Annotated in this window: 25 protein-coding genes and 1 pseudogene; 3 read left to right on the top strand and 23 right to left on the bottom strand. The window is 71.0% G+C overall.

The window, feature by feature from the left end; translation table 11 throughout:
• The 5 genes and pseudogenes from ADL03_RS47535 to ADL03_RS30475 form a co-directional block, all read right to left on the bottom strand.
• Window positions 1-2,313, bottom strand: a pseudogene (locus tag ADL03_RS47535) (hypothetical protein); the annotation flags it as partial.
• On the bottom strand, window positions 2,310-2,615 hold the full coding sequence (locus ADL03_RS30460) for a hypothetical protein (protein WP_053737029.1): 306 nt from the start codon (window positions 2,613-2,615) through the stop codon (window positions 2,310-2,312). The pseudogene ADL03_RS47535 and the gene ADL03_RS30460, both read right to left, overlap by 4 nt.
• A 55-nt stretch (window positions 2,616-2,670) precedes the next feature.
• The gene (locus ADL03_RS30465) at window positions 2,671-3,759 is read right to left on the bottom strand and encodes a PLP-dependent cysteine synthase family protein (protein ID WP_053737030.1); all 1,089 of its coding nucleotides are present in this window, start codon (window positions 3,757-3,759) and stop codon (window positions 2,671-2,673) included.
• A 27-nt stretch (window positions 3,760-3,786) separates the two neighbouring features.
• Complete coding sequence (locus ADL03_RS30470; RefSeq protein WP_197288773.1) at window positions 3,787-4,056, bottom strand: DUF4229 domain-containing protein; 270 nt, start codon at window positions 4,054-4,056, stop codon at window positions 3,787-3,789.
• 4 nt (window positions 4,057-4,060) lie between these two features.
• Window positions 4,061-4,522 (bottom strand): Lrp/AsnC family transcriptional regulator, encoded by a 462-nt coding sequence (locus ADL03_RS30475; RefSeq protein ID WP_053737032.1) that lies wholly within the window; start codon window positions 4,520-4,522, stop codon window positions 4,061-4,063.
• Between the two features lie 380 nt (window positions 4,523-4,902).
• Between ADL03_RS30475 and ADL03_RS30480 the strand changes: the two genes are divergently transcribed.
• Complete coding sequence (locus tag ADL03_RS30480) at window positions 4,903-5,112, top strand: BldC family transcriptional regulator (RefSeq protein ID WP_053737033.1); 210 nt, start codon at window positions 4,903-4,905, stop codon at window positions 5,110-5,112.
• A 56-nt stretch (window positions 5,113-5,168) separates the two neighbouring features.
• Window positions 5,169-5,336 carry a hypothetical protein gene (locus ADL03_RS48845; protein ID WP_086667950.1) on the top strand — a complete coding sequence of 56 codons (168 nt, stop codon included), beginning with the start codon at window positions 5,169-5,171 and terminating at the stop codon, window positions 5,334-5,336.
• Window positions 5,337-5,391: 55 nt separating this feature from the next.
• On the opposite strand, the gene ADL03_RS49885 is transcribed toward ADL03_RS48845, so the two are convergent.
• The 4 genes from ADL03_RS49885 to ADL03_RS30500 form a co-directional block, all read right to left on the bottom strand.
• Window positions 5,392-6,735, bottom strand: coding sequence for an AAA family ATPase (locus tag ADL03_RS49885; protein ID WP_082373603.1), 1,344 nt, complete (start codon window positions 6,733-6,735; stop codon window positions 5,392-5,394).
• Between the two features lie 102 nt (window positions 6,736-6,837).
• Complete coding sequence (ccsB, locus tag ADL03_RS30490) at window positions 6,838-7,761, bottom strand: c-type cytochrome biogenesis protein CcsB (protein ID WP_053737034.1); 924 nt, start codon at window positions 7,759-7,761, stop codon at window positions 6,838-6,840.
• Complete coding sequence (locus ADL03_RS30495; protein WP_053737096.1) at window positions 7,761-9,236, bottom strand: cytochrome c biogenesis protein ResB; 1,476 nt, start codon at window positions 9,234-9,236, stop codon at window positions 7,761-7,763. The genes ccsB and ADL03_RS30495 overlap by 1 nt, the downstream gene beginning before the upstream one ends.
• 41 nt (window positions 9,237-9,277) lie before the next feature.
• Complete coding sequence (locus ADL03_RS30500) at window positions 9,278-10,054, bottom strand: cytochrome c biogenesis CcdA family protein (protein WP_053737035.1); 777 nt, start codon at window positions 10,052-10,054, stop codon at window positions 9,278-9,280.
• Between the two features lie 128 nt (window positions 10,055-10,182).
• Here ADL03_RS30500 and ADL03_RS30505 point away from each other — a divergent pair, with 128 nt between their 5' ends.
• Entirely contained in the window at window positions 10,183-11,172 is a 990-nt protein-coding gene (locus tag ADL03_RS30505) for a M64 family metallopeptidase (RefSeq protein ID WP_053737036.1), read from the top strand.
• A gap of 263 nt (window positions 11,173-11,435) precedes the next feature.
• Here the strand turns inward: ADL03_RS30505 and ADL03_RS30510 are convergent, their stop codons facing one another.
• From ADL03_RS30510 to ADL03_RS30575, 14 genes are all read right to left on the bottom strand, one after another.
• On the bottom strand, window positions 11,436-11,993 hold the full coding sequence (locus ADL03_RS30510) for a TlpA disulfide reductase family protein (RefSeq protein ID WP_053737037.1): 558 nt from the start codon (window positions 11,991-11,993) through the stop codon (window positions 11,436-11,438).
• The gene (locus ADL03_RS30515) at window positions 11,990-12,619 is read right to left on the bottom strand and encodes a histidine phosphatase family protein (protein WP_053737038.1); all 630 of its coding nucleotides are present in this window, start codon (window positions 12,617-12,619) and stop codon (window positions 11,990-11,992) included. The genes ADL03_RS30510 and ADL03_RS30515 overlap by 4 nt, the downstream gene beginning before the upstream one ends.
• Window positions 12,616-13,911, bottom strand: coding sequence for a glutamate-1-semialdehyde 2,1-aminomutase (gene hemL / locus ADL03_RS30520; protein ID WP_053737039.1), 1,296 nt, complete (start codon window positions 13,909-13,911; stop codon window positions 12,616-12,618). Before hemL ends, ADL03_RS30515 begins: the two co-directional genes overlap by 4 nt.
• An 11-nt stretch (window positions 13,912-13,922) precedes the next feature.
• Window positions 13,923-14,408: a hypothetical protein gene (locus ADL03_RS30525; protein WP_157529494.1), complete on the bottom strand. Its 486-nt coding sequence runs from the start codon at window positions 14,406-14,408 to the stop codon at window positions 13,923-13,925.
• 5 nt (window positions 14,409-14,413) lie between these two features.
• The gene (locus ADL03_RS30530) at window positions 14,414-14,836 is read right to left on the bottom strand and encodes a DUF3093 family protein (RefSeq protein WP_053737041.1); all 423 of its coding nucleotides are present in this window, start codon (window positions 14,834-14,836) and stop codon (window positions 14,414-14,416) included.
• Window positions 14,836-15,501 (bottom strand): hypothetical protein, encoded by a 666-nt coding sequence (locus ADL03_RS30535; protein ID WP_053737042.1) that lies wholly within the window; start codon window positions 15,499-15,501, stop codon window positions 14,836-14,838. Before ADL03_RS30535 ends, ADL03_RS30530 begins: the two co-directional genes overlap by 1 nt.
• A complete protein-coding gene (locus tag ADL03_RS30540) occupies window positions 15,498-15,914 on the bottom strand; it encodes a hypothetical protein (RefSeq protein ID WP_053737043.1) in 417 nt (138 codons plus the stop codon). Before ADL03_RS30540 ends, ADL03_RS30535 begins: the two co-directional genes overlap by 4 nt.
• Entirely contained in the window at window positions 15,911-16,354 is a 444-nt protein-coding gene (locus tag ADL03_RS30545) for a hypothetical protein (RefSeq protein ID WP_053737044.1), read from the bottom strand. The genes ADL03_RS30540 and ADL03_RS30545 overlap by 4 nt, the downstream gene beginning before the upstream one ends.
• 9 nt (window positions 16,355-16,363) lie before the next feature.
• On the bottom strand, window positions 16,364-16,879 hold the full coding sequence (locus tag ADL03_RS30550; protein WP_053737045.1) for a hypothetical protein: 516 nt from the start codon (window positions 16,877-16,879) through the stop codon (window positions 16,364-16,366).
• Window positions 16,864-17,838 (bottom strand): porphobilinogen synthase, encoded by a 975-nt coding sequence (hemB, locus tag ADL03_RS30555; protein WP_053737046.1) that lies wholly within the window; start codon window positions 17,836-17,838, stop codon window positions 16,864-16,866. The genes ADL03_RS30550 and hemB overlap by 16 nt, the downstream gene beginning before the upstream one ends.
• Before the next feature lie 80 nt (window positions 17,839-17,918).
• Window positions 17,919-19,451, bottom strand: a complete 1,533-nt coding sequence (locus ADL03_RS30560; protein WP_053737047.1) for a bifunctional uroporphyrinogen-III C-methyltransferase/uroporphyrinogen-III synthase — start codon at window positions 19,449-19,451, stop codon at window positions 17,919-17,921.
• 18 nt (window positions 19,452-19,469) lie between these two features.
• Window positions 19,470-20,405, bottom strand: a complete 936-nt coding sequence (gene hemC / locus ADL03_RS30565; RefSeq protein WP_053737048.1) for a hydroxymethylbilane synthase — start codon at window positions 20,403-20,405, stop codon at window positions 19,470-19,472.
• Window positions 20,402-21,718, bottom strand: a complete 1,317-nt coding sequence (locus ADL03_RS30570) for a glutamyl-tRNA reductase (RefSeq protein WP_053737049.1) — start codon at window positions 21,716-21,718, stop codon at window positions 20,402-20,404. The genes hemC and ADL03_RS30570 overlap by 4 nt, the downstream gene beginning before the upstream one ends.
• 37 nt (window positions 21,719-21,755) lie before the next feature.
• A complete protein-coding gene (locus ADL03_RS30575; RefSeq protein WP_369809039.1) occupies window positions 21,756-22,610 on the bottom strand; it encodes a redox-sensing transcriptional repressor Rex in 855 nt (284 codons plus the stop codon).
• Window positions 22,611-22,683: the final 73 nt, after the last annotated feature.

Below are 22,683 nucleotides of genomic sequence, written 5' to 3' on the forward strand. Positions count from 1 at the left end.
GGCGGGGGTGCCCAGGTCGGCCGGGGTGCCGGTGCCGTCGTGCGGACGCGGGCCGGACGGGTCGTGCGGGGTGGTGTCGTGCGGACGGGTGCCGCCGTCGTGAGCGGGCGGACCGTCGTGCGGGCGGGTGGTGCCGTCGTGCGGGGTGGCCGAGGGGGTCGTGTCGTGGGGACGCGGCGTCGGCTGGTCGTGCGGCGCGGGGCCGGACGAGGGCGTGTCGTGCGGGCGGGGGCTGGTCGGGGTGTCGTGGGGACGGGTGTCCGTCGGGGTGGAGGCCTGCGGGGTGCTGTCGTGGCCTGCCGGGGAGGGCAGGGCCGAGCCGTGGCCGGCCGGGGTGGGCAGGCTGGAACCGGGAGCACCGGGCGCGTGTCCGGCGGGTGAGGGCAGGCCGGAACCCGAGTTGCCGTGACCGGCCGGAGAAGGCGAGCCGGAACCCGTGTCGTGACCGGCGGGCGAGGGCAGGCCGGAGCCGTGTCCGGCCGGAGAGGGCAAGCCCGAACCCGAGTTGCCGTGACCGGCCGGGGAGGGCAGGCCGGAGCCTGGACCGCCGGGCGCGTGGCCGGCGGGCGAGGGCAAGCCCGAACCCGCGGTGCCGTGACCAGCCGGGGAAGGCAGGCCGGAGCCGGGACCGCCGGGCGCGTGGCCGGCCGGAGAGGGCAGACCCGAGCCCGAGTTGCCATGGCCAGCCGGAGAAGGCGAGCCCGAGCCCGGAGAGCCGTGGCCGGCGGGCGAGGGCAGGCCGGAGCCGTGCCCGGCGGCTGAACCTGAGCCCGGACTGGTGCCGTGGCCTGCGGACGAACCCGGACCCGTGCCGTGCCCGGCGGGCGAAGGCAGGCCCGAGCCACCGGAGCCGTGGCCCGCGGGCGACGGGAGGCCACCCGGCGTCGGCCGTGCGCCGGAACCAGAGCCCGAAGCCGAACCGGTGCCGGTGCCGGTGCCGGTGCCCGAACCAGAGCCGGAGTGGCCCGCCGGTGAGGGCAGGCCGGAGCCGGACTGCGGCGAGGGCAGCGCCGAACCGGACCCACCGGCCGGGCGGTGCTGCGGGGGCACGGTGGGAGCGGCGCCGGACGTGCCGGTGGAGCCGGGCCGGGGGCCGGAGCGTTGCGTGTCGCCGCCGCCGGGGGCCATCGGCGCGCCCATCGGCATGGCGCCGACCGGGGTGCTGGAGTGCGCAGGCGGGGCGGCTGCGGGTGCGGCACCGGCGGCGTGGGTGGTGTCCGGGCGGACGACCGGGGCGCCACCGGCGGAGGGGCCGCCGGACGAGACCGGGGCGGAGGCAGCAGGGCCGCCGGAGCCGCCGGGACGGACGGGCGGCGGTGCGGACACGGTGGGAGCACCTGAGCCGCCGGAGGCGCCGGGACCACCGGAGGGGGCGGTGGTGTCGGAGCCGTGCACCTGCGGAGGCGCGGAGACCGGTGCGGCCACGGGGGTCGAGACGGAGGCGGCCTTGGTGCCGTCGGCGCCGCCGCCGGAGGGTGAGTAGACCTCGCGGACGGTCGAGCCGATGTCGCGGCCGCGGTCGGCGATCTCGGTGGCCGAGTCCTTGACCGCGGAGATGTCGTCGTGGATGTCGCGGACGCTGTTGCGCACGTCGCGGGCGCCTTCGGCCACCTCCTGGGTGGCGTTCATGGCCTCGGCGAGGGAGTCGGCGTCCTTCAGCTTGCCCAGGGCGGAGGCGACCCGGCCGACGGCGTCGAACAGGGCCTTCACGTCCGTGACGAGCTTCTTGACCGTGTCGATGATGTCCATGACACGGCGGTAGATCTGGTAGGCGTTCCAGACCATCTCGGCGGCCTTGATCCAGCCGGCCACCGGGACCCAGACGGTCGCGGCCGCCTGCAGGAGCTTGTTGATCAGGTAGTCCAGCAGGCGTGCGGCCTGCCTGCCCAGCGCCTCGGCGCCGGAGGCGAGCGTGTCGAAGCCCTTCGCGATGAGCTGGGCGACGCCCATCTCCGCCAGCAGGCCGGCCTTCCAGCCCAGCGCGATGTACTTCTCGTGGGAGGCGGCCGCCTCGCCGTCCCACGAGTTGCGCACCTTCCCGACGGCGTCGGTGAGGTTGTAGGACATGTCGTTCATGGCGTTGCCGACCATGCGCCACGCGTCGCCGTCGGCACGGATCTTCGTCCAGTCGCCGGTGATCGGCGTGATGATCGTGGCGACCAGGCTCTCGCCGGTCACGGCCTCGAACACCCAGTTGACGGCCTGGACGCCCCAGCCCTGGTCCTGGAGGACGTCGTTCAGCGCGGCTCTGTCGACCTCCGGCTGCTGCAGCGAGCCCGAGACCGGGCGCGGCGAGGAGTACGCGGTCGTCATCGCAGGAGGCCCTCGAAGATCTTCCGCTGGGCCATCTCGACCTGCTCGTAGACGGCGGCCGTGGCCTCCACGCCGGTGGCGGTGCCCTCCAGCTTCGACTTTCCGAAGTCGAGCGTCTCGTCGAAGAGCGAGCGCACGAGGTCCACGCCGGGCTGCAACAACGTGAGCAGGCCGGTGAAGCCGCTCTTGTCGCAGGCCGTGGCGTGGACGTACTTGCGGATCGTCTCGAACTCGCTGGCCTCCGTGCGCAGGTACTCGGCGTACGCGCGCAGTTCGGCAGCGTCTGTGGAAAACAGCGCCACGGCGGTCCCCCTCGGACTCAAGGTGCTCAGGTCACGCTGTGACGCAGCGCTCTCGTCACCAGTTCCCCGTGCGGTGGAAGTTGTTCAGCCGGTCCAGGCACGGGGCGAGGTCCATGTCCTGGGCGGCTACCCATGAGTCGTCGTAGTAGGTGTTGGCGTAACGCTCGCCGCCGTCGCACAGCAGCGTCACCACGCTCCCGCGGGTCCGCGACTGCCGCATCTGGGCCACGATTTGGAACGCACCCCACAGGTTCGTGCCGGTGGAGCCGCCGACGCGCCGCCCGAGCAGGTCCTCGACGTGCCGGATGGTCGCCACGGACGCCGCGTCCGGAACCTTGATCATCCGGTCGATCACCTGGCCGACGAACGACGGCTCGACGCGCGGACGGCCGATGCCCTCGATCCGCGAGCCGCGGGTGCCGACCAGACCGGGGTTGCCGTCGCGCCACGCGTCGAAGAACACCGAGTGCTCCGGGTCCACCACGGCCAGGCGCGTGTTCAGCTTGCGGTAGTGGATGTACCGGCCGATGGTGGCCGACGTGCCGCCCGTCCCGGCGCCGACGACCACCCACTCCGGCTCCGGCGACGGCTCCAGCCGCATCTGCTCGAAGATCGACTCAGCGATGTTGTTGTTGCCGCGCCAGTCGGTCGCGCGCTCGGCGTGCGTGAACTGGTCCATGAAGTGGCCGCCCAGCTCGGCCGCGAGCCGGCGCGACTCGTCGTAGATCGCCGACGGCTCGTCCACGAAGTGGCAGCGGCCGCCCTGGCGTTCGATCAGCGCGACCTTCTCCGCCGACGTCGACCGCGGCATCACGGCGATGAACGGCAGCCCCAGCAACCGCGCGAAGTAGGCCTCGGACACCGCCGTCGAGCCCGACGAGGCCTCGATCACGGGCGTGCCGCCGGTCACCCAGCCGTTGCAGATCGCGTAGAGGAACAACGACCGCGCCAGCCGGTGCTTGAGCGACCCGGTCGGGTGCGTCGACTCGTCCTTCAGGTAGAGGTCGATGCCCCAGTCGAGCGGCAGCGGGTAGCGCAGCAGGTGCGTGTCCGCGCTGCGGTTGGCGTCCGCCTCGATGATCCCGACGGCCTCGCACACCCAGTGCCTGGTCCTGCTGCAACATCGGTCTACAGAAGTGCTCACAGCGGGCACGATATCCGCGCCCGGCCGTCACGCCCGGGTGAGAGGGCCCTCATCACCGCGCAGCTCGGCGCGCAGCTTGTCCCGTTCGGCCCTGCGGACGGCGTCACGCGCGTTCAGACCGGCCGCCACGCGCTCGCGCAGCCCCTTGAACACGAACAACGACGCGGGCAGCGCCACCACCACACCGACCGCCAAGGCGACCAGGAACGGCACGTTGAAGAGCATGAGAGCGCCCGTCACCACCGCGACGAGACCGAAGCGGGCGAGAACGTACAGGGTCACATCTCGAGCGAGCACCCGTTCAGGTTACGTCGCCTTCGTCGGAGGTGTTCGGCCGTCCTTCGAAACGGGTGGACAGCACCACGGTCGTGCGGGTCCGCGCCACGCCGGGGATGCGCCGCAGCCGGCCCAGCGACTTCTCCAGGTCGTCCACCGTGGCCACCCTGACCTTGACGATGAACGACTCGTCGCCCGCCACCCGGTAGCAGGACTCGACCTCGATGAGCTCGGCCAGCTCGTCCGCGACCTCGTTGTCGTCCGCGGTGTCGGTGGGGTGGATGCCGATCAACGCGGTCACGCCCAGGCCGACCGAGCTGGGGTCGACGACGGCGTGATAGCCGACGATCACGCCGGCCGACTCGAGCTTGCCGACCCGCTCGTGCACCGCAGAGGCCGAGAGCCCGACCTGTCGTCCCAGGTCAGCGTAAGTGGCCCGACCGTTGGCACGCAGCGCGGCGATGATCTGACGATCAAGTGCATCCACGCGGACACCTTAGGCGCTGCACACGCGTACACGTCGTCCCGGTCACACGTCGTGCCACGCGGGGAGCTTTCGCACGACAGGAGCGGACGCGTGGGGATCACATGCCCCACGGCTTCGCGCCGACCAGCACCTGCGGGTTCGCGCCGGTCGTCCGGTTACCCCTTCGTCGTGGATTCGGCGAAGCCCAATCCACGACGAAGCGGTGGCCGGATGACCGGCTTCCCGGCGAACCCGCCGCGCGAGCGGAGCGAGCGCCACAAGCACTGTCCGATACGCGCACCTCGTCCCATTACTACCTCTTTACCAAAAAACAAGCGTTCGAGTACCTGACGGGTGAGATGCCACGATCAGACCGGAACGTCTGATCTGAGGAGGCAGTAGTGACTGCTGCAGCGACCGAGCGCCTGTTGACGCCTGGGGAAGTGGCCAACCTGTTCAGGGTCGACCCGAAGACCGTGACCCGGTGGGCGACCGCTGGCCGTATCGGCTCGATCCGCACCCCTGGAGGACACCGCAGGTTCCGTGAGACCGAGGTGAAGGCACTGCTCACGGAGCTCACGACCGAGGCAACTGAACCCGTTCGCCACTGAACCCGTAGTAAACCTGTGCCGCGGGTAATCTCGTGGCAAAGGGAGGTGGCGACCAGATGATCTACCTGCTGGCGGTGATCGGTGCGCTCACCGTGGCTGTGCTCGTGTGGCGAGCGTTCGCCCCACAGCATTCGGAGTACACCCCGGGCCGCAAGGTGATCGCACCTGACGACGACCCGGAGTTCCTGCGCAAGCTCGACGAGCAGCGCAAGCGCGACGAGTGAACGAAAAGGGGCCCCAGCACACCGGGGCCCCTCTCGCGTGAGCTCGCGTTCCGCGTCAGGTGTTGGGGAAGTCGTCCGCGACCACGGCGGCGAGTTCCAGCAGCGCCAGACGCGTCTCCGGCGCGAGCTTGTCGAGCTCGATCTCGGCGCCTTCTTCGAGGTGCGCGTCGAACGGCATGCGCACCACGGACCGGCAGCGCTGCGCGAAGTGCGCGGCGAGCTTGTCCAGGTCGACCTTGCCCGACTTCGGCCGCACCGAGTTGATGACGCACACCGACTTCGCGACAAGCGCGCCGTAGCCGTGCGCCTCCAGCCAGTCGAGCGTGGCGGCCGACGTCTGCGCGCCGTCCACCGAACCGGACGACACCAGGACCAGCGAGTCCGCCTCGTCCAGCACGCCCTTCATGGCCGAGTGCATCAAACCGGTGCCGCAGTCGGTGAGCACGATGTTGTAGAAGTGCTCCAGCAACGTCACCGTGCGCCGGTAGTCGTCCTCGCTGAACGCCTCCGACACGGCCGGGTCCTGCTCAGAGGCGAGGACCTCCAGGCGTGACGGCGACTGCGAGGTGTACGCGCGCACGTCGCTGTACTTCGTGATCCGCGAGGAGTCGCGCAGCAGGTGCCGCACGGTCGCCGTGGTCTCCCGCGGGATCTTCAACGCCAGCGTGCCGCGGTCGGGGTTCGCGTCCACCGCGATGACCCGGTCGCCGCGCAGCGACGAGAACGTCGAGCCCAGCGTGGTCGTCGTCGTGGTCTTGCCGACGCCGCCCTTGAGCGACAACATCGCGATCTTGTAGCACCCGCGCAGCGGCTGGTTGATCCGCGCGATCAGCTCACGGCGGCGCAGGTCCGCGGGGCTCTCGCCGAGGTTGACCAGGCCGCCGGTCATCGAGTGCAGCGACTTGCGCCAGCCGGAGGCCGGTGGGCGCTTCTCCTTCTTGATCAGCTGCTGCGACGAGACTTCCTGGGCCTGCGAGCGGTACGGCTGCTGCGGGAAGTTGTTCGGGTACTGCTGGCCGGCGAACTGGCCGTACTGGGCCGTGTTGTGCTGACCGGACGGCCCACCGCCCACCTGGTGCGGACCCGACTGGCCGGCCACCTGGTAGGCACCGGACTGACCACCGGGCACCGGGTAGGCGCCGGACTGACCACCAGGCACCGGGTAGGCACCGGACTGACCACCGGGCACCGGGTACGGGCCCGATCCGCCGGGCACCTGGTACGGGCCGGACGCTCCCGGCACCGGGTACGAACCTGACTGGCCACCGGCGACGGGGTAGGGACCTGATTGGCCGCTGATCTGCTGCGGACCGGACTGCTGCGGGTCGAGGTATGCCGTCTGCGGGTCGACGTACTGCGGGCCGGGGCCCTGTTCCTCACCCGGTGGTTGCCATGTCACCGCTGTGGCCCTCCCTGAGCAAGGAGGATCGAGACCTCCCCGACCCCCAGGTTGCGACGGTACGCAACCGGCATCGGTTCCATCGACGTGGGTGCCAACTCGTTAGAGACCCGCGTACGAATGCAACCCGCTGGTGACCAAGTTGATGAAGAAGAGGTTGAACACGTTCAGCGCGAAGCCGCCGACGTTGATCCAGGCGGCCCCGCGGCCACGCCAGCCGGCCGTCGCCCGCGCGTGCAGGTAGGCCGCGTAGACCACCCACGACACGAACGCCACGGTCTCCTTGGGGTCCCAGCCCCAGAACCGGCCCCACGCCGCTTCCGCCCAGATCGCGCCGCAGATGATGCCCGCGGTGAACAGCGGGAACGCCAGCACCGTCGTGCGGTAGGCCATCCGGTCGAGCACGTCGGCGGAGGGCAGCTTCGGCAGCCGGTCGTCCCTGCCGTCCTTGAGCAGGTAGAGGATCGAGGCGATGCCGGGGATCAGCAGGATGCCGGACGAGATCGAGATCACCGAGACGTGGATGACGAGCCAGTACGAGCGCAGCGCCGGCTGCACGGGCGCGGACTCGGCGTAGAGCACCGTGCCGCCGAGGAACAGCAGGACCCAGATCGGCACCAGCACGAACGCGCCGAGGCGGCGGATCGGGAACTTCGCCATCAGCACGATCCACGCCACCACCGCGGCCAGGCACAGCAGCGACATGTACTCGTACATGTTGCCCCAGGGCGCGCGCCCGGCGGACAGGCCGCGCATGACCAGCGAACCCAGGTGCAGCAGCGCGCCGAGCACGGTCAGCGCGGCGCCCATGCGGCCGAACCGCTCCGGGCGCGAGACCTCGCGCTGCTCCGGCTCGTCGGTCAGCCCGGTGATCGGCGCACCGGCGCCCACCAGCGCTTCGGCCTTGCGCGGCGCGCGCGTGAAGGCCTGTTCGACCAGGTAGAACGCCATCGCGAAGAAGTAGACCGCGAGCGCGCTGCGGTACAGCCAGTCGCTGTAGGTCGCGAGTGTCTCGTCAACCGGCATCAGGACTTCTCCCCTATCAACACCGCGCGGGCCAGCCGCGTGAACTCCTCGCCGTATCCCGCCTGATCAGTGCGGGCGAGGCCACCGACCTCGACCAACGTACGCCCGTCCGGCCGCGGCGTCGCACGCACCCAGACACGACGGCGCTTGACCGTGAGCGAGACACCGAGCCCGAGGATGATCAGCAGCGCGAACACGAGCACGTACCCCTGCGTCGGGTCGTGCGAGACCTGCAGCGACACCCAGTCGTTGACCGAGTCGAACCTGACCCTGGTGCCGTCGTCGAGGGTGATCTCCTCGCCGAGCGCGAGGTTCTTGCGGGCGACCTTCTGCAGCCGGCCCTGCTCGACCAGCTTCTGGTCGATCGAGAAGATCGACTGACCGCGCCCGTCGTCCACGCCCAGGTCGCCGCGGTACACGTCGACGGCGACCATCGGGTTGTTCAGCTCGGGGAACTTCGAGTTCAGGATGTTGCCGTGCAGCAACGGCGTGGGCGCCAGCAGACCGGTGACCGCGATCTGGTTCTTGCGGCGCTGCTCGGAGTCGAGCACGCCGGGCGGGTCGAACTTCGTCGCGCCCTCGGAGGCCAGGGTGCGCTGGTCGGTCGGCAGCCACTGGATGCCCTGCGTGCGCTTCTGGCCGTTCGGGAACGTCACCGTGAACGTGGGCGTGTAGCCGTGGCCGAGCAGGTAGAGCCGGTCGCCGCTGGTCCGCAGCGGGTGGTTGACCTGGAGGTTGTACGGCCGCCAGGTGTTCGTGGCGAGATCCGCGCCGGACTGGTAGCGGATGTCGGCCCGGTAGCCGACCGGCTGGCCGTTGTCGAGGTACTCCGCGGAGAACTTGCCGATCTCGACGCAGAACGGCGTGAGGTCCGTGCCGTCGACGCGCAGGCCGGGCCGGAACTGGTCGTAGTTGAAGATGCCGCCGTTGCAGAACTGGCCGCCGTCGGCCTGGACGATGACCTGGCCCTCGTAGTTGTACATCTTGCCCAGCGCGAACGAGACGAGCAGGCCGAGCAGCGCGAAGTGGAAGACCAGGTTGCCGGTCTCGCGCAGGTACCCGCGCTCGGCGCTGACCGTGCCCTCGCCGGTCTCCATCCGCCAGCCGCGCATGGCCTTCTTCGCCCGGCCGAGCGCCTCGTCGGGCGTGATGTCGAGCTCGGCCTGCGCGTGGTGCGGCATGCGCGAGAGGTTGCGCGGCGTCAGCACCGGCTTCGCGCGCATCTGCTTGAAGTACTCGACCGTGCGCGGCAGCAGGCAGCCCACGAGAGAGGTGAACAGCAACAGGTAGATGGCCGCGAACCACGGTGTCGCGTACACCTCGAAGAAGCCGAGCTTCTGCAGGAGCTCGCCCCACCAGCCGTGGTCGCGGACGTACTGGTCGACCTTCGCCGCGTTCAACGACAGCTGCGGCAGCAACGCGCCGGGCATGGCCGCGAGCGCGAGCAGGAACAGCAGGGTCAGCGCGGTCCTCATCGACGTGAGGCCGCGCCACGTGTTGCGCAGGAAGGCGATCACTAGAGCGGCAACTCCACGACGTCGACGAACGAGTAGCGCAGCCACCCGACGAACTCACCCCAGAGCCCGGTGACGAGCGCGATGCCCACGAGGATGAGCAGCACGCCACCGAAGATCTGCACCTGCCGCGCGTGCCTGCGCAGCCAGCCGGTCACGCCCAGCGCCCACCGGGCCCCGAGCGCCAGCACGACGAACGGCAGCCCCAGCCCGAGGCAGTAGGCCAGGACCAGCACCACACCGCGTGCCGTCATCGACCCGACGTCGGTGCTCTGCGCGACCGCGAGCACCCCGGCGAGCGTCGGACCGAGGCACGGCGTCCACCCGAGCGCGAACACCGCGCCGAGGAACGGCGCCCCGACCAGCCCGGCCCTGGGCCTGGTGTGGAACCGCACGTCCTTCTGCAGCTGCGGCACCAGCCCGAGGAACACCAGCCCCATCAGGATCGTGACCACGCCACCGACGCGCTGGAACAGGTCGGCGTTGAGGAACAACGCCTGCGACGCCCCGAGCACCGCGATCGACGCCAGCCCGAAGACCACCGTGAACCCGAGCACGAACAGCAGCGACGCACCGGCGACCCGCCACCGCCCCGCCTTGGCCGGCTCGTCCGCGTCGACCCGCGGCGCCTCGGCACCGACCAGCCCGGCCAGGTACGCCAGGTAGCCGGGCACCAGCGGCACGACGCACGGGGAAGCGAAGGAGAGGAACCCGGCGAGCAGAGCAACCCCGGTGGCCAGCAGCAACGGCCCGGAGATCGCCAGATCGGTGGGGTTCACACACCTCAGGGTAGGTAGTTGCCCAGATCACGCCACGACCGGTGTCACCTTTCCCGCCAGGCGGCTGGGCCGGAAGTGCCGACGATTGCCGCCTTGTGGGTGACATCATGTGTGCTTAGCGTCATCACATGCGACGTTCCCGGCTGGTCCTCCCCGCGTTGACGGTCTCCGCCCTCGCTCTCTTCGCGCAGGTACCGGCCGGTGGCGCGGCGCCCGCGATGGAGTGGCGCGAGGTTTTCCACGAGGACGGCTCGATAACGCAGGCCCTGACCCCGCGGGCGCCGAAGGAGAGATCCTCGGACCTGCGGACCCTCGCCGCGACCGACGTCGTCGGCGTCCAGGTGACCGGCGACTCCGCCGACCGCTTCGACCTCGTCTTCGTCGGCGACGGCTACACCGAGGCCGACCTGGAGACCTACACCGCCAACGTGCTGAGCAAGTGGACCGAACTGTCCGCCGTGGAGCCGTTCGCGTCCTACAAGGACTACTTCAACGTCTGGCAGGTCAACGTCGTCTCGCCCGAGTCCGGTGTGGACAACGACCCGGCCAGGGGCGTCGAGAAGAACACCGCGCTGGACATGGGTTTCTGGTGCCAGGGCCGCGACGCCAACACCGAACGCCTGCTCTGCGTGAACGAGACCAAGGCCAAGCAGTTCGCCGCCCTCGCACCGGCCGCCGACCAGGTGATCGCCCTCGGCAACACCGCGAAGTACGGCGGCGCCGGCGGTTCCGTGGCCACCGCGGCCGGCTCCAACGCCCAGGCGGGCCAGATCGCCATCCATGAGCTCGGCCACTCCATCGGCGGCCTCGCCGACGAGTACGACTACCCGTACGGCACCTACACCGGCACCGAACCGCGCGAGATCAACGTGACGAAGGACCCGACCGGCGCGCTGAAGTGGGCGTCCTACCTCGGCCAGCCCTCCCCGGACGGCGGCGTGATCGGCGCCGTCGAGGGCGCCCGGTACTACAAGAACGGCCTGTACCGGCCGACGGCGAACTCGATCATGCGCACGCTCGGCAAGGAGTTCAACTCGATCGGCCGGGACGCGATGGTCAGGGCGTTCAAGGCGAAGATCCCGTCGTTGAACACTCCCGTGGCACCGCCAGCGGGGTGATCGGGCCCCGAAGGCCCCGGCCGCACCCGCCATCGAGGGCCGAAGGCCCGGCTGTCCAGGTATCGAGGGCCGCAGGCCCGAGCCGTCTTTTCGAACGAACCGCCCGCAAGCACCAACGCAACAGCAAGCCGCCCAAAGCACCAGGCGTGCCATCTACCCACGCACGGCGCTGGCCAGTCTTTGATCAGTTGTCAGGGGGTCGAGGGGGACGGAGTCCCCCCGAAACGCCGAAGGCGTTGCACACAACCAGCCCCGGCCCCGACTCACTCCTTCGCCAACTCCTCCACCACCGGCTTCAGGTCCGACTCCAGCACCGGCAGCAGGAACACGGCGGCCACCCGGTGCTCCTTGTCCACGACGAACGTCGACGGCACGGCGTTCGGCGACAACCCCTTGAACACGTTGATGAAGCTCCGCCCGGACGGGTCGTAGATGGACGGGTACGTCAGCTTGCGGTCGTTCATGAAGTCGCGCGGGTGATCCGGCGACGTCTCCTTGACGTCGACCCCGATGACCTGCGTCCCCGACTCGAACAGCTTCTGCATCTCCGGCGCCTCGGTGCGGCAGGGCCCGCACCACGCACCCCAGATGTTGATCACGACCGGCTTGCCCGCGTGGTCGGAGAGCCGGACCGTCTTGCCGGGCTCCAGCAGCGACTCGCCCTCGAGCCCCTTGAGCTGCTTGCGCTCCTCCGGCGCGAACCGGAGCTTCACCTGGCCGCCGGGGGCGACGAGGTAGAAGTCGCCGCCGCCGATCTGGGCCGCGTCCTTGCCGACCGTGCAGCCGGAGACCAGCAGCAGCAACACGAGCAGCCGCTTCATGCGCCGGTCACCCGCGGGTTGGTCGCGCCGACCGGCTCGGAGTACCTGATGCGCACCAGCTGCTCGCCGTCGAAGTGCAGCGAGGTCAGCGACGCGAGCGAGCACTCGCGGCGGCGCGGGTCGTGCCACATGCGCTTGCCCTCCAGGAACCGGCGGACGGTCCAGATGGGCAGCTGGTGCGACACGCAGACGGCCTCGTGGCCCTCGGCCTCGACGCGGGCGCGCTGGATGGCGCCGAGCATGCGGTGCGCGATCTCGATGTACGGCTCGCCCCAGGACGGCTTGAACGGGTTCACGAGCTTCGGCCAGTGCTCCGGGGAGCGCAGGGCGCCGTCGCCGACGGACACCTTCAGGCCCTCGAACTGGTTGTCGGCCTCGATCAGCCGCTCGTCGGTGGCGAGCTCCAGGCGGTGCGAGTCGGCGATCGGTGCCGCGGTCTGCTGGGCGCGGTCCAGCGGTGAGGCGACGACGTGCACGATGTCGTGGTCGGCGAGGTGCTCGGCCACGGTCAGCGCCTGCTTCTGGCCGCGTTCGGACAGCTTGAAGCCGGGGATGCGGCCGTACAGGATGCCGGTCGGGTTGTGCACCTCGCCGTGGCGGAGCAGGTGGACGACGGTGCTGGTCACTTGCGGGCCTCCTTGGCGGCGCGGGCCGCGTGCGGCAGCGCGTCGGCGATCACGGCGAACTCCTCTTCACCCATGGCGGCGTTGACGAACCACGCCTCGAACGCCGAGGGCGGTGCGTAGACGCCGCGTTCGAGCAGCGCGTGGAAGAACGGCGGGAAGCGCCACGTCTCGCACGCCTGCGCGCCCGCGTAGTCCGTCACCTCTTCAGAACCGAAGAACACGCTCACCAGGTTCCCGGCGAACTGCACGCGGTGCTCGACGCCGGCCTCGGTCAGGGCGGCGGTGAACAGGGCGCCCAGGCGTGTCGCGTTGCGGTCCAGCGCCTGGTAGACGGCCTCGTCGGCGGCCCGCAGCGTCGCGAGACCGGCGGCCACGGCGACGGGGTTACCGGACAGCGTGCCGGCCTGGTAGACGGGGCCGGAGGGAGCAAGCCTGGCCATCACGTCCGCGCGGCCGCCGAACGCCGCCGCAGGCAGCCCACCGGACATGACCTTGCCGAACGTGTACAGGTCGCCGCGGACGCGCTCCAAGCCGTACCAGCCGGCCCGCGAGACGCGGAAGCCGGTCATGACCTCGTCCATGATCAGCAACGCGCCCTCGGCGTCGCAGAGGTCGCGCAGGCCCTGGTTGAACTCCGCCAGCGGTGCGACGGCGCCCATGTTGCCCGCCGCGGCCTCGGTGATCACGCAGGCGATCTCGCCGGGGTTCTCGGCGAACGCCGCGCGCACGGCCTCGATGTCGTTGTAGGGCAGCACGAGCGTGTCCGCGGCCTGCGCGCCGGTCACGCCGGGCGAGGTCGGCAGGCCCAGCGTGGCGACGCCGGAGCCGGCCTGGGCCAGCAGCGCGTCGACGTGGCCGTGGTAGCAGCCGGCGAACTTGATGATCTTGCGGCGCTCGGTGAAGCCGCGGGCGAGGCGGATCGCGCTCATCGTGGCCTCGGTGCCGGAGTTGACCAGGCGGACCTGGCGGACCGGCTCGACCCGGTCGACGATCTCGGCGGCGAGGTCGATCTCACCCTCGGTCGGCGTGCCGAACGACAGCCCGTGGACGGCGGCGGACCGCACGGCCTCGACCACGGCGGGGTGGGCGTGCCCGAGGATCATCGGACCCCACGACGACACCAGGTCGACGTACCGGTTGCCGTCGGCGTCCCACAGGTGCGGGCCTTCGCCGCGGACCATGAACCGCGGGGTGCCGCCGACGGAGTGGAACGCCCGCACCGGAGAGTTGACCCCGCCGGGGGTCAGCGTCGACGCGCGCTCGAACAGGGCCTGGGATCGACTCGCAGTCACGTACCCCAGTCTCACACGTCGGCGTCGGCGGCTTTCCCCGGCCGGGTGCGCGCGGCCAGCAGGCCCTGGCGGACGGCGTCGAGCAGGAGGATCGCGGCGACCGTGACGGCGGCGACGGCCGTGCCCAGCCAGTTGCCCTGGTAACGGGTCGAGATCAACGGCTCGTGGCCGTCGATCGGGTAGGCGAGCTTGCTGATGCCTCGGTTCCACGCCCACACGGCGACCAGAACCAGTGCGACGGCGGCCACGACCTCGGCGGCGGCGATGAGGGCGCGCCGCGGCTGGTGCAGCTCGGGGCCGCTCTGCGGTGACGGCTGCGGGTCCGGCGGGAACGCCGCCGCGTAGGAGCGCTCCTCCGCGGTGGGCTCGAACTCCTCGGCCAGTTCCGCGGGCCTGCCGCCGGTCGGCGACGCCGCTTCGGCCGATCCGGTGCCCGCCGCGTCCGGTCCGGCGTCCGGCGCTGCGCCCGACCCGGTGTCCGACCTTGCCTCTGTCACGTCACTCACCCTCTCACGACCTTGCGCAGCGCGGCGACCAAGGCTTCCGGGTCACGCGCCCACCCGAGCACCACCGTGCCGTCGAGCAGCCGCAACGGCACCGCCGTCGTGCCCTTGGGCACCGACCAGCCGCCGCCGAGCACCCGTGCCCCGGCCGGCGCGCCCACGTCGCGGAAGGCCTCGACCATCGCGAGCGGCAGCCGTTCCCGCCCGAACTGCACGTCCTCGGCGGTGAGCCGCACGCTGCCGACCTTCACCCGCCCGTAGACCCACAGGAACGCGCCGAGCAGCAACCCGAGCCCCACGATCGTCCACAGCGCGGCGGACGCGGGCCCGGTGATCAGTTCGACCAGGTATCCGGCCACGGCGAACGCCGGGCCCCACAGGAGCGGCCACCAGCTGCTGCCGGACTCGCGGTACAGGGGCACTAACGCACGTACCTGTTCGACGCGGGCAGGAACTGCAGGACCACGGCCGCGACGGTCAGCCCCAGCACCAGGACGCTCAGCACGACGCCCGGCTGCCACGCCGGTGCGTTCAGCGCGAACAGCAGGGTCCCGATCATCGTCGGGACGCCGAGCGCGCCCAGGATGGTCAGCAGGATCCGCGCCCAGCTGTGGCCGTTGCGCAGCACGACGGCGAACGCGACGTACGGCGCGGCCGCCACGAGCATGCCGAAGCCCGCGAACACCGCCAGCGACGTGACCCCCAGCTCGGCCGCCGACCGGTCCTCCGCGGTGACCGTCGAGTCGCCGATCAGCGACGCGGCGTTGCCGAGGATCAGCACCGGCAGCACGGCGATGGCCAGGACCGCCGCCGCGATCCACGTCCACATCGCCGCGGTGATCGTGGCCGGCCGCGGCGGTGCCATCTCCTCCGGCAGCACCGGGTTCAGCGGGGTCATCGACCACGCCGGGTTGTGCACCGGCTGCACCTGGTACTGGCTCGTCGGCGGGTACTGGCCGGCCGGGTGCTGATCCACCGGGTACTGGCCCGGCTGGTACTGGCTCGCCTGGTACTGGCTCGCCTGGTACTGGCCGGTCGGCTGCTGCCACTGCTCCGGGTTCTGCCAGGGGTTCTGCGGGTCGGTCACTCGTCACGCACCTCCGCGAACCACTGTGCCGTACGCGCCTGCCACGTGAAGACGATTGCGACGCAGATGAGCAGCAACGTGACCAGGTTGGCCGCGCTGACGCCGAGGAACAGCAGCCAGACCATGTGCAGGACCGCGATGGCCGACAACGCGATCCGCGCCCAGTTCCGGCGGCGCAGGAACAGCCGGGTCAGCCACGCGTAGGCGGCCGCGAAGAGCACCGCGATCACCGTCAGCGTGGTCAGGAAGCTCGTGACCTGGCCGGAGGTCCACCGGGTCAGCTCCTGCACCTGCCCGCGCTGGAACCACAGCCCGGCGGTCACGAACAGCACGAACACGGCGATCGCGAGCCACAGCCCGACGGCGATCCGGACCGGCCTGGGCGTCGCGTCGTCCTTCAGCGGTCCGGTCACAGCGCCTGCTCACGGGTGAGGTACTCGGAGGACTGCCGGAAGAACATCATCGCCAGGCCGCCCAGCGCGATCACGACGACGACCAGCCCGAGCAGGTTGTCCACGACCAACTGGAAGAACAGCGCGATCATCAGCGTGATGAACAGCCCGGTCCGGCTCTTGCGGACGCCCTGGCGGACCCGGTTGCCGAGCAGGACCGCGATGGCGGCCAGCAGGACGTTCACCCCGAGCGCCACGAGCAGCACGACGTTGACGGCGGAGGCGACCTGGTCCGGCGTGAACTCCGGGTTGAGGCCGGCCTTCACCTGGGCGTCGACCAGCACCTGCCGGTTGACCCACAGGTAGACCGAGGTGAGCACGACGAACGCCATGCCGACGACGACGAGCCAGAAGCCCGCGGTGATCGTGCCTGGGGCGTCCGGTTGCTTCGGAGACGTCACGGTCGGAACTTAGGGCCGCAGGAAGTCGGTGTCCACCGTGACGCGCGTCCTGAAGTGCGCGGACGCCCGCCACATCAGCACGACCGCGGTGGCGTCCAGTCCGGCGGTGACGACCGTGACCGCCAGGTCCACCGGCCGCAGCACCACGCCGACCTCGGCGGCGAGCCCGCTCGCCCACGCGACCACCCGGAACAGACCGAAGAGGACGGACGCGGCACCGAGGACGGTCAGCACGATCCGCGCCCAGTTCTTCCCGCGCGCCATGGCGTTCGCGAGCCGGGTGTAGGCCAGCAGGACCGCGGTGACGATCAGGAGTCCGAAGAGGATCCCGCCGTTCACGCCGGCGTCGATCTGGTCCTGGCCCATCTCCGGGTTCTGCCGCCGGGCCTCCGCGACCAGCGTCTCCCGGTCGAACAGCTCGGCGACGAAGCGCAGCATCCCGAGCAGCGCGCTGGAGATCCACAACCAGCGCGCCGCGTCGACGAGCTTCGGGACGGGCCGCGGTGTGGTTACCGGTCCAACCACCGCGCGGCTTCCACGGCCCAGTAGGTCAGCACGATGTCCGCACCGGCCCTGCGGATGGCCGTGAGCGACTCCAGGACCGAGCGCTCGCGGTCGATCCAGCCGTTCGCGGCGGCCGCCTCGATCATCGAGTACTCGCCGGAGATCTGGTACGCCGCAACGGGAACGTCCGAGATCTCGGCCACGGACCGCAGCACGTCCAGGTACAGCAGCGCGGGCTTGACCATGACCATGTCCGCGCCCTCGGCGAGGTCCAGCTGCACCTCGCGGATCGCCTCGCGGGCGTTGGCGGGGTCCTGCTGGTAGGTCTTGCGGTCACCCGCGAGCTGCGACTCGACGGCGTCGCGGAACGGGCCGTAGAACGCGGAGGCGTACTTGACCGCGTAGGCGAGGATGCCGGTGCCGGTGAAGCCCGCCGCGTCCAGGGCGTTGCGGATGAACGCGGTCTGGCCGTCCATCATGCCGCTGGGGCCGACGACGTGGGCACCGGCACGCGCCTGGGCCACGGCCAGCTCGCCGTACGCCTCCAGCGTCGCGTCGTTGTCCACGGTGCCGTCGGGGGCGAGCACGCCGCAGTGGCCGTGGTCGGTGAACTCGTCCAGGCAGCAGTCCGACATGAGCACGGTGCTGTCGCCCAGCTCCGAGCGCAGGTCGGCCAGTGCGACGTTGAGGACGCCGCCGGGGTCGGTGCCGGCGGAACCGACGGCGTCGCGCTCGGTGGGCACGCCGAACAGCATGATGCCGCCGACACCTGCCTGCACGGCCTCGACTGCGGCTTTGCGCAGCGAGTCACGGGTGTGCTGGAGGACGCCGGGCATGCTCGTGATCTCGGCCGGCTCGCGCAGGCCCTCCTTGACGAACATCGGCAGGATCAGCTGCCTGGGGCGCACCTCGGTCTCGGACACGAGGCGGCGCATGGCGGGCGTCGTGCGCAGACGCCTGGGCCGGTGCAGTGGGTACATCGCTTGACTCCCTGACTTCGAGAGAGTCGAAGGGGCCACCCAAAAGGATCTTGGAGTGGCCCCGACGGCTTCAGTGTCTTCTAGCTCCTGCGCAGGCGCTTGGTCTTGCGGGGAGGAGGCAGCGCTCCCTCGGCGCGCAGCCGGGCGGCGTGGGCGGCCAGCGCGTCGACCAGCGCGGGCACGTTCGCCTCCTCGGGCTGCACGTCGACCCGGAGGCCGAACTCCCGCGCCGTCTCGGCGGTCTGCGGGCCGATGCACGCGACGAGCGTGCGGGCGTGCGGCTTGCCCGCGATGCCGACCAGGTTCCGCACGGTCGACGACGAGGTGAAGCACACCGCGTCGAAGCCACCGGACTTGATCATCTCGCGGGTGTCGGCGGGCGGCGGGGCCGCACGCACGGTGCGGTACGCCGTCACGTCGTCGATCTCCCAGCCACGGTCGCGCAGGCCGGCGGCCAGCGTCTCGGTGGCGATGTCGGCCCGCGGCAGCAGCACGCGGTCGACCGGGTCGAGGATGTCGTCGTAGGGCGGGAAGTCGTTCAGCAGGCCCTCGGACGACTGCTCACCGGACGGCACGAGCTCGGGGATGATGCCGAACGAGCGCACCTTCGCGGCCGTGGCCTCACCGACGCAGGCGATCTTCACGCCGGAGAACGCACGGGCGTCCAGGCCGAACTCGCGGAACTTCTCCCACACCGCGCGGACGGCGTTGGTCGAGGTGAAGATGACCCACTGGTAGCGGCCGTCGACCAGACCCTTGACCGAGCGTTCCATCTGCGCGGGGCTGCGCGGCGGCTCGACCGAGATCGTCGGCACCTCGACGGCGATCGCGCCGTGCGAGTGCAGGCGCTCGCTCATCGCACCGGCCTGCTCCTTGGTCCGCGGGACCAGCACGCGCCAGCCGTACAGCGCCCGCGACTCCCACCAGGAGAGCTTCGAGCGGGCAGCGGCGGCGGCACCGACCGTGACGACCAGCGGGCCGCCCAGGTCACCGGCGTCCGCGGCCGCGGCGGCCAGCGTCGTGTCGATGGTGCGCTGCTGGAAACCGGTGCCCTCGGCGGTCACGGCGACCGGTGTCTGCGGCGCGAGGCCGTTCTCCACCAGGTTCGACGCGGCCTCCGCGAGGTGCGAGCCGGTCGCGTGCAGCACGAGCGTGCCGGGCGCGGACGCGAGTCCGGCCCAGTCCGTCACCGTGCGCACGTCGACCTCGGTGTGCACGCCACCGAGCGCGACACCCGCGTACGCCGGTACCGCGGTGCCCGAGGGCACGCCGGGTACGACGTCGAACGGGATCGTCGACTTCGCGACGGCCTGCGCTTCCTTCACGACCGAGTCGAGCGTCAGCGGGTCACCCGCGACGAGGCGAACCACGGTCGCGCCGTTCTTCGCCTCGTTCACCAGGTCCTTGGCCACGTCGGCGGACTCACCGACGGCGGGGCGGACCTCGACTCCCTCGGCCACGGTCGCGAGGACGTCCGCGGGGACGTCCGGGTCGGTCACCACGAGCTCCGCCCTGGTGAGCAAGTCGCGGGCCCGGACCGTGAGCAGCCCGGTGTCGCCTGGGCCGGAGCCCACGAAGGCGATGCGTCCGGGGGTCTTGCGTGCGCGGGTCATCAGGGCACTCCCCATCGATTACGCCTCTGGGCCGCTGAGCACCGCGGCCCCGAGGTCGAGCAACTCGGCGGCCAGCGCCCGGCCGAGTCCCTCAGCTTCGGTCAAGTCACCGGTGGCGGACGCGCGGAGGAGATCGTTCTCCGGCGTCGCTGCGACCCCGCGCAGGGAAAGTCGGTACACGACCTTGCCCTCGTCGTCGAGGTCTTCCACCACATCGGCCAGCGCGCCGACCGGCGCGCTGCAGCCCGCTTCGAGCGCGGCCAGCATGGCGCGCTCAGCGGTCACAGCGGCCCGGCTGGCCGAATCGTCCAAAGTGGACTGGATCAGGTGCTCGGCATCGACGTCGTCGATCCGGCACTCGACTGCCAACGCACCCTGCGCGGGTGCGGGAAGCATCTGGATGGGCTCCAGGTTCTCGGTGATCTCGCTCGTGCGACCGAGGCGCGCGATGCCGGCACGGGCCAGCACCACCGCGTCGAGCTCGCCCTTGCGGACCTTGCCGATGCGGGTGTCCACGTTGCCGCGCAACGGAACGATGTTCAGCCCGAGGCCCAAGGCCTCCAGCTGGGCCGCGCGGCGCGGGGAACCGGTGCCCACAGTGGACCCCGGCGGCAGCTCGCCGAGCGTGAGGCCGTCGCGCGCCACCAGGGCGTCGCGCGGGTCCTCGCGCAGCGGCACGGCCGCGAGCACCAGACGGGGGTCCGGCGCGGTCGGCAGGTCCTTGTAGGAGTGGACAGCGATGTCGATCTCGTTGCCGGCGAGCGCGTCGCGCAGGGCGGACGTGAAGACGCCGATGCCGATCTGCGCGATGGGTGCGTCGGAGAGGTCACCCGGCGTCTTGACGACGACGATCTCGACCTGGGCTCCGGCAGCCTTGAGCGCCTCGGCCACGGTCCCCGTCTGGGCAAGCGCCAGCGCGCTGCCACGGGTACCGATCCGTAGGGTGCGGGTCACCGCGTTTCACCATCCACAGGAGCTTGCTTGGTCTGACTGACAACCCCAGGCGACTGGGGGTCGAGCCCGAACAGTTCGCGGAGAGCCTCCGCGTAGCCGGTCCCACCGGGCGAGGTGGCGAGCTCCTTCACCCGGACGGTCGGCGTGTGCAGGAGCTTGTCTACAACGCGGCGCACCGTCTTGGCCAATTCGCCGCGTGTCGCCGGGTCCAGTTCGGGAAGTCGCGAATCAAGGCGGAGCAGCTCGGCGTCGACCACCTCGGCCGCCCGCTTGCGCAGTGCCGTGACGGTCGGCGTGACCTCGGCGGACCGCTGCGTGGCCAGGTACGCCTTCACCTCGTCGGCGACGAGCTGGGCGGCCATCCGGGCGTCCACGCCGGCGGGGGCGTCGGAGAGGCGCCGCTGCAACGTTTCCAGGTCCACCACACGAACGTTCGGCAACCCGGCCGCGGCCGGGTCGACGTCCTTGGGCAGGCCGAGGTCGCACACGACGAGCGGGCGCGTGCGGGTGCCGATGTGGTCCGCGCGGACCACCGTGTCGACCGACCCGGTGCACGCGAAGACGATGTCCGCGAGATCGATCTCCACGGTCAGCGCGGAGAGGTCCACGGCCAGCGCGGGCACGCCGTCGGCCTGCAGCGAAGTGGCGAGACGCACACCGTTGGCCTGCGTCCGGTTCGCGATCACGACCTCGCCGATGCCCGCCCTGCGCAGGTGCGCGGCGGCCAGGCCGCCCATGGCGCCCGCGCCGACGAGCAGCGCGCGCTTGCCCACGAGGGTGCCCAGCTCGGCCTCGGCGTCACCGAGCGCCTCGGACACGACCGACGCACCCGCGTGGTCGATCCCGGTCTCGGAGTGCACGCGCTTGCCGACACGCAGCGCGTTCTGGGTGAGCTCGTGGACGGTCCTGCCGACGGTGCCCGCCTCGTCCGCCGCCGCGTACGCGCCGCGCAGCTGGCCGAGGATCTGGGCCTCGCCGACGACCATCGAGTCGAGGCCCGCCGCGACGGAGAACAGGTGCTCGACGGCGGCGGCGGCGTAATGGACGTAGAAGTGCTCGTACAGCGACTGCGGGTCGACCTGGGCGTGCTGGGCCAGCACGTCGACGACCTCGGACATGCCGCCGTGGAACGACTCGACGACGGCGTAGACCTCGACCCGGTTGCAGGTCGACAGGACCATCGCCTCGGAGACGCTCGGGGCGGCGAGCAGCTGGCCGAGTACCTTGGGCAGGTCCGGTTCGGCCACGGTGACGCGTTCGAGGACCGGGACGGGTGCGGTGCGGTGCGAAAGACCGACTACGAGCACGCTCATGCACTCACCACGTCTGCCGGAGCCGTCTGGCTCACGCTCACGGGCGAATCACCATCCCGTCCACACCGAGTCCGTTGTTGCCTGCCGAGCCGATCCCCGCCGAAACGCTGGCAGCCTCGTCCGCACGTCGAGCGACGTGGAACGACAGGATCTGCATCTCGACCGCCAAGTCAACCTTGCGCACCTCGACGTTGTCTGGAACCTGGAGGACAACCGGTGCGAAGTTCAGAATGCACTGCACGCCCGCAGATACCAAACGGTCGCAAACCGACTGAGCGGCGGGCGGCGGCGTCGCGATCACGCCGATCGACACCTCGCGCTCGATGCACACGTCGGTGATCTCGTCGATGTGGTTGACGGGAATGCCCCCAACAGGCACTCCGACGAGATCGGCGTCCACGTCGAAGAGCGCGGTGACCGGGAACCCGCGGCCGGGGAAGCCGCCGTAGTTGGCCAGAGCGTGACCAAGGTTACCGATGCCGACGACGGCCACGGAGTGGTTGCGGGTGAGGCCGAGGATGCGCTCGATGTGGCTCACGAGGACCTCGACGTCGTAGCCGACGCCCCTCGTGCCGTACGAGCCGATGTAGCTCAGGTCCTTGCGGAGCTTGGCCGCGTTGACGCCCGCGGCCTGGCTGAGCTCCTCGCTGGAGACGGCGGTCACACCCTGCTCCGACATGCCGGACAGGACGCGGAGGTACACGGCGAGCCGGGCCACGGCGGCCTCGGGGATCGCACGGGCGCGCTCCCTGTCGGCGGGCTCCAGAGGGGTGGCGGACGTCTCACCTTCGCCCCGCTGTGCTGCCACGCGTCCGACCTCCGGGTGTGCTCCACCGCAGGGACCCCGCGGCGTTGGTGACACCCACACCGTACCGCTTGTGAACGCATGCACAAAGTCGGCGCTCGCCGATCAGGGCGGCGGTGACGGGCTGTGACCAGCGCTTCCTTCGCCCATGATCATTACG

Source organism: Nocardia sp. NRRL S-836 (assembly GCF_001279525.1).
In the GTDB taxonomy this organism is placed as follows: domain Bacteria; phylum Actinomycetota; class Actinomycetes; order Mycobacteriales; family Pseudonocardiaceae; genus Lentzea.

What these genes read in the sequence shown, in the direction of transcription:
- ADL03_RS48845 (WP_086667950.1), top strand. Translation starts at nt 5,169, where the DNA reads ATGATCTACCTGCTGGCGGTGATCGGTGCGCTCACCGTGGCTGTGCTC.
- ccsB (WP_053737034.1), bottom strand. Translation starts at nt 7,761, where the DNA reads ATGCCGGTTGACGAGACACTCGCGACCTACAGCGACTGGCTGTACCGC.
- ADL03_RS30495 (WP_053737096.1), bottom strand. Translation starts at nt 9,236, where the DNA reads ATGAGGACCGCGCTGACCCTGCTGTTCCTGCTCGCGCTCGCGGCCATG.
- ADL03_RS30505 (WP_053737036.1), top strand. Translation starts at nt 10,183, where the DNA reads ATGCGACGTTCCCGGCTGGTCCTCCCCGCGTTGACGGTCTCCGCCCTC.
- ADL03_RS30510 (WP_053737037.1), bottom strand. Translation starts at nt 11,993, where the DNA reads ATGAAGCGGCTGCTCGTGTTGCTGCTGCTGGTCTCCGGCTGCACGGTC.
- hemB (WP_053737046.1), bottom strand. Translation starts at nt 17,838, where the DNA reads ATGTACCCACTGCACCGGCCCAGGCGTCTGCGCACGACGCCCGCCATG.
- ADL03_RS30560 (WP_053737047.1), bottom strand. Translation starts at nt 19,451, where the DNA reads ATGACCCGCGCACGCAAGACCCCCGGACGCATCGCCTTCGTGGGCTCC.
- ADL03_RS30570 (WP_053737049.1), bottom strand. Translation starts at nt 21,718, where the DNA reads ATGAGCGTGCTCGTAGTCGGTCTTTCGCACCGCACCGCACCCGTCCCG.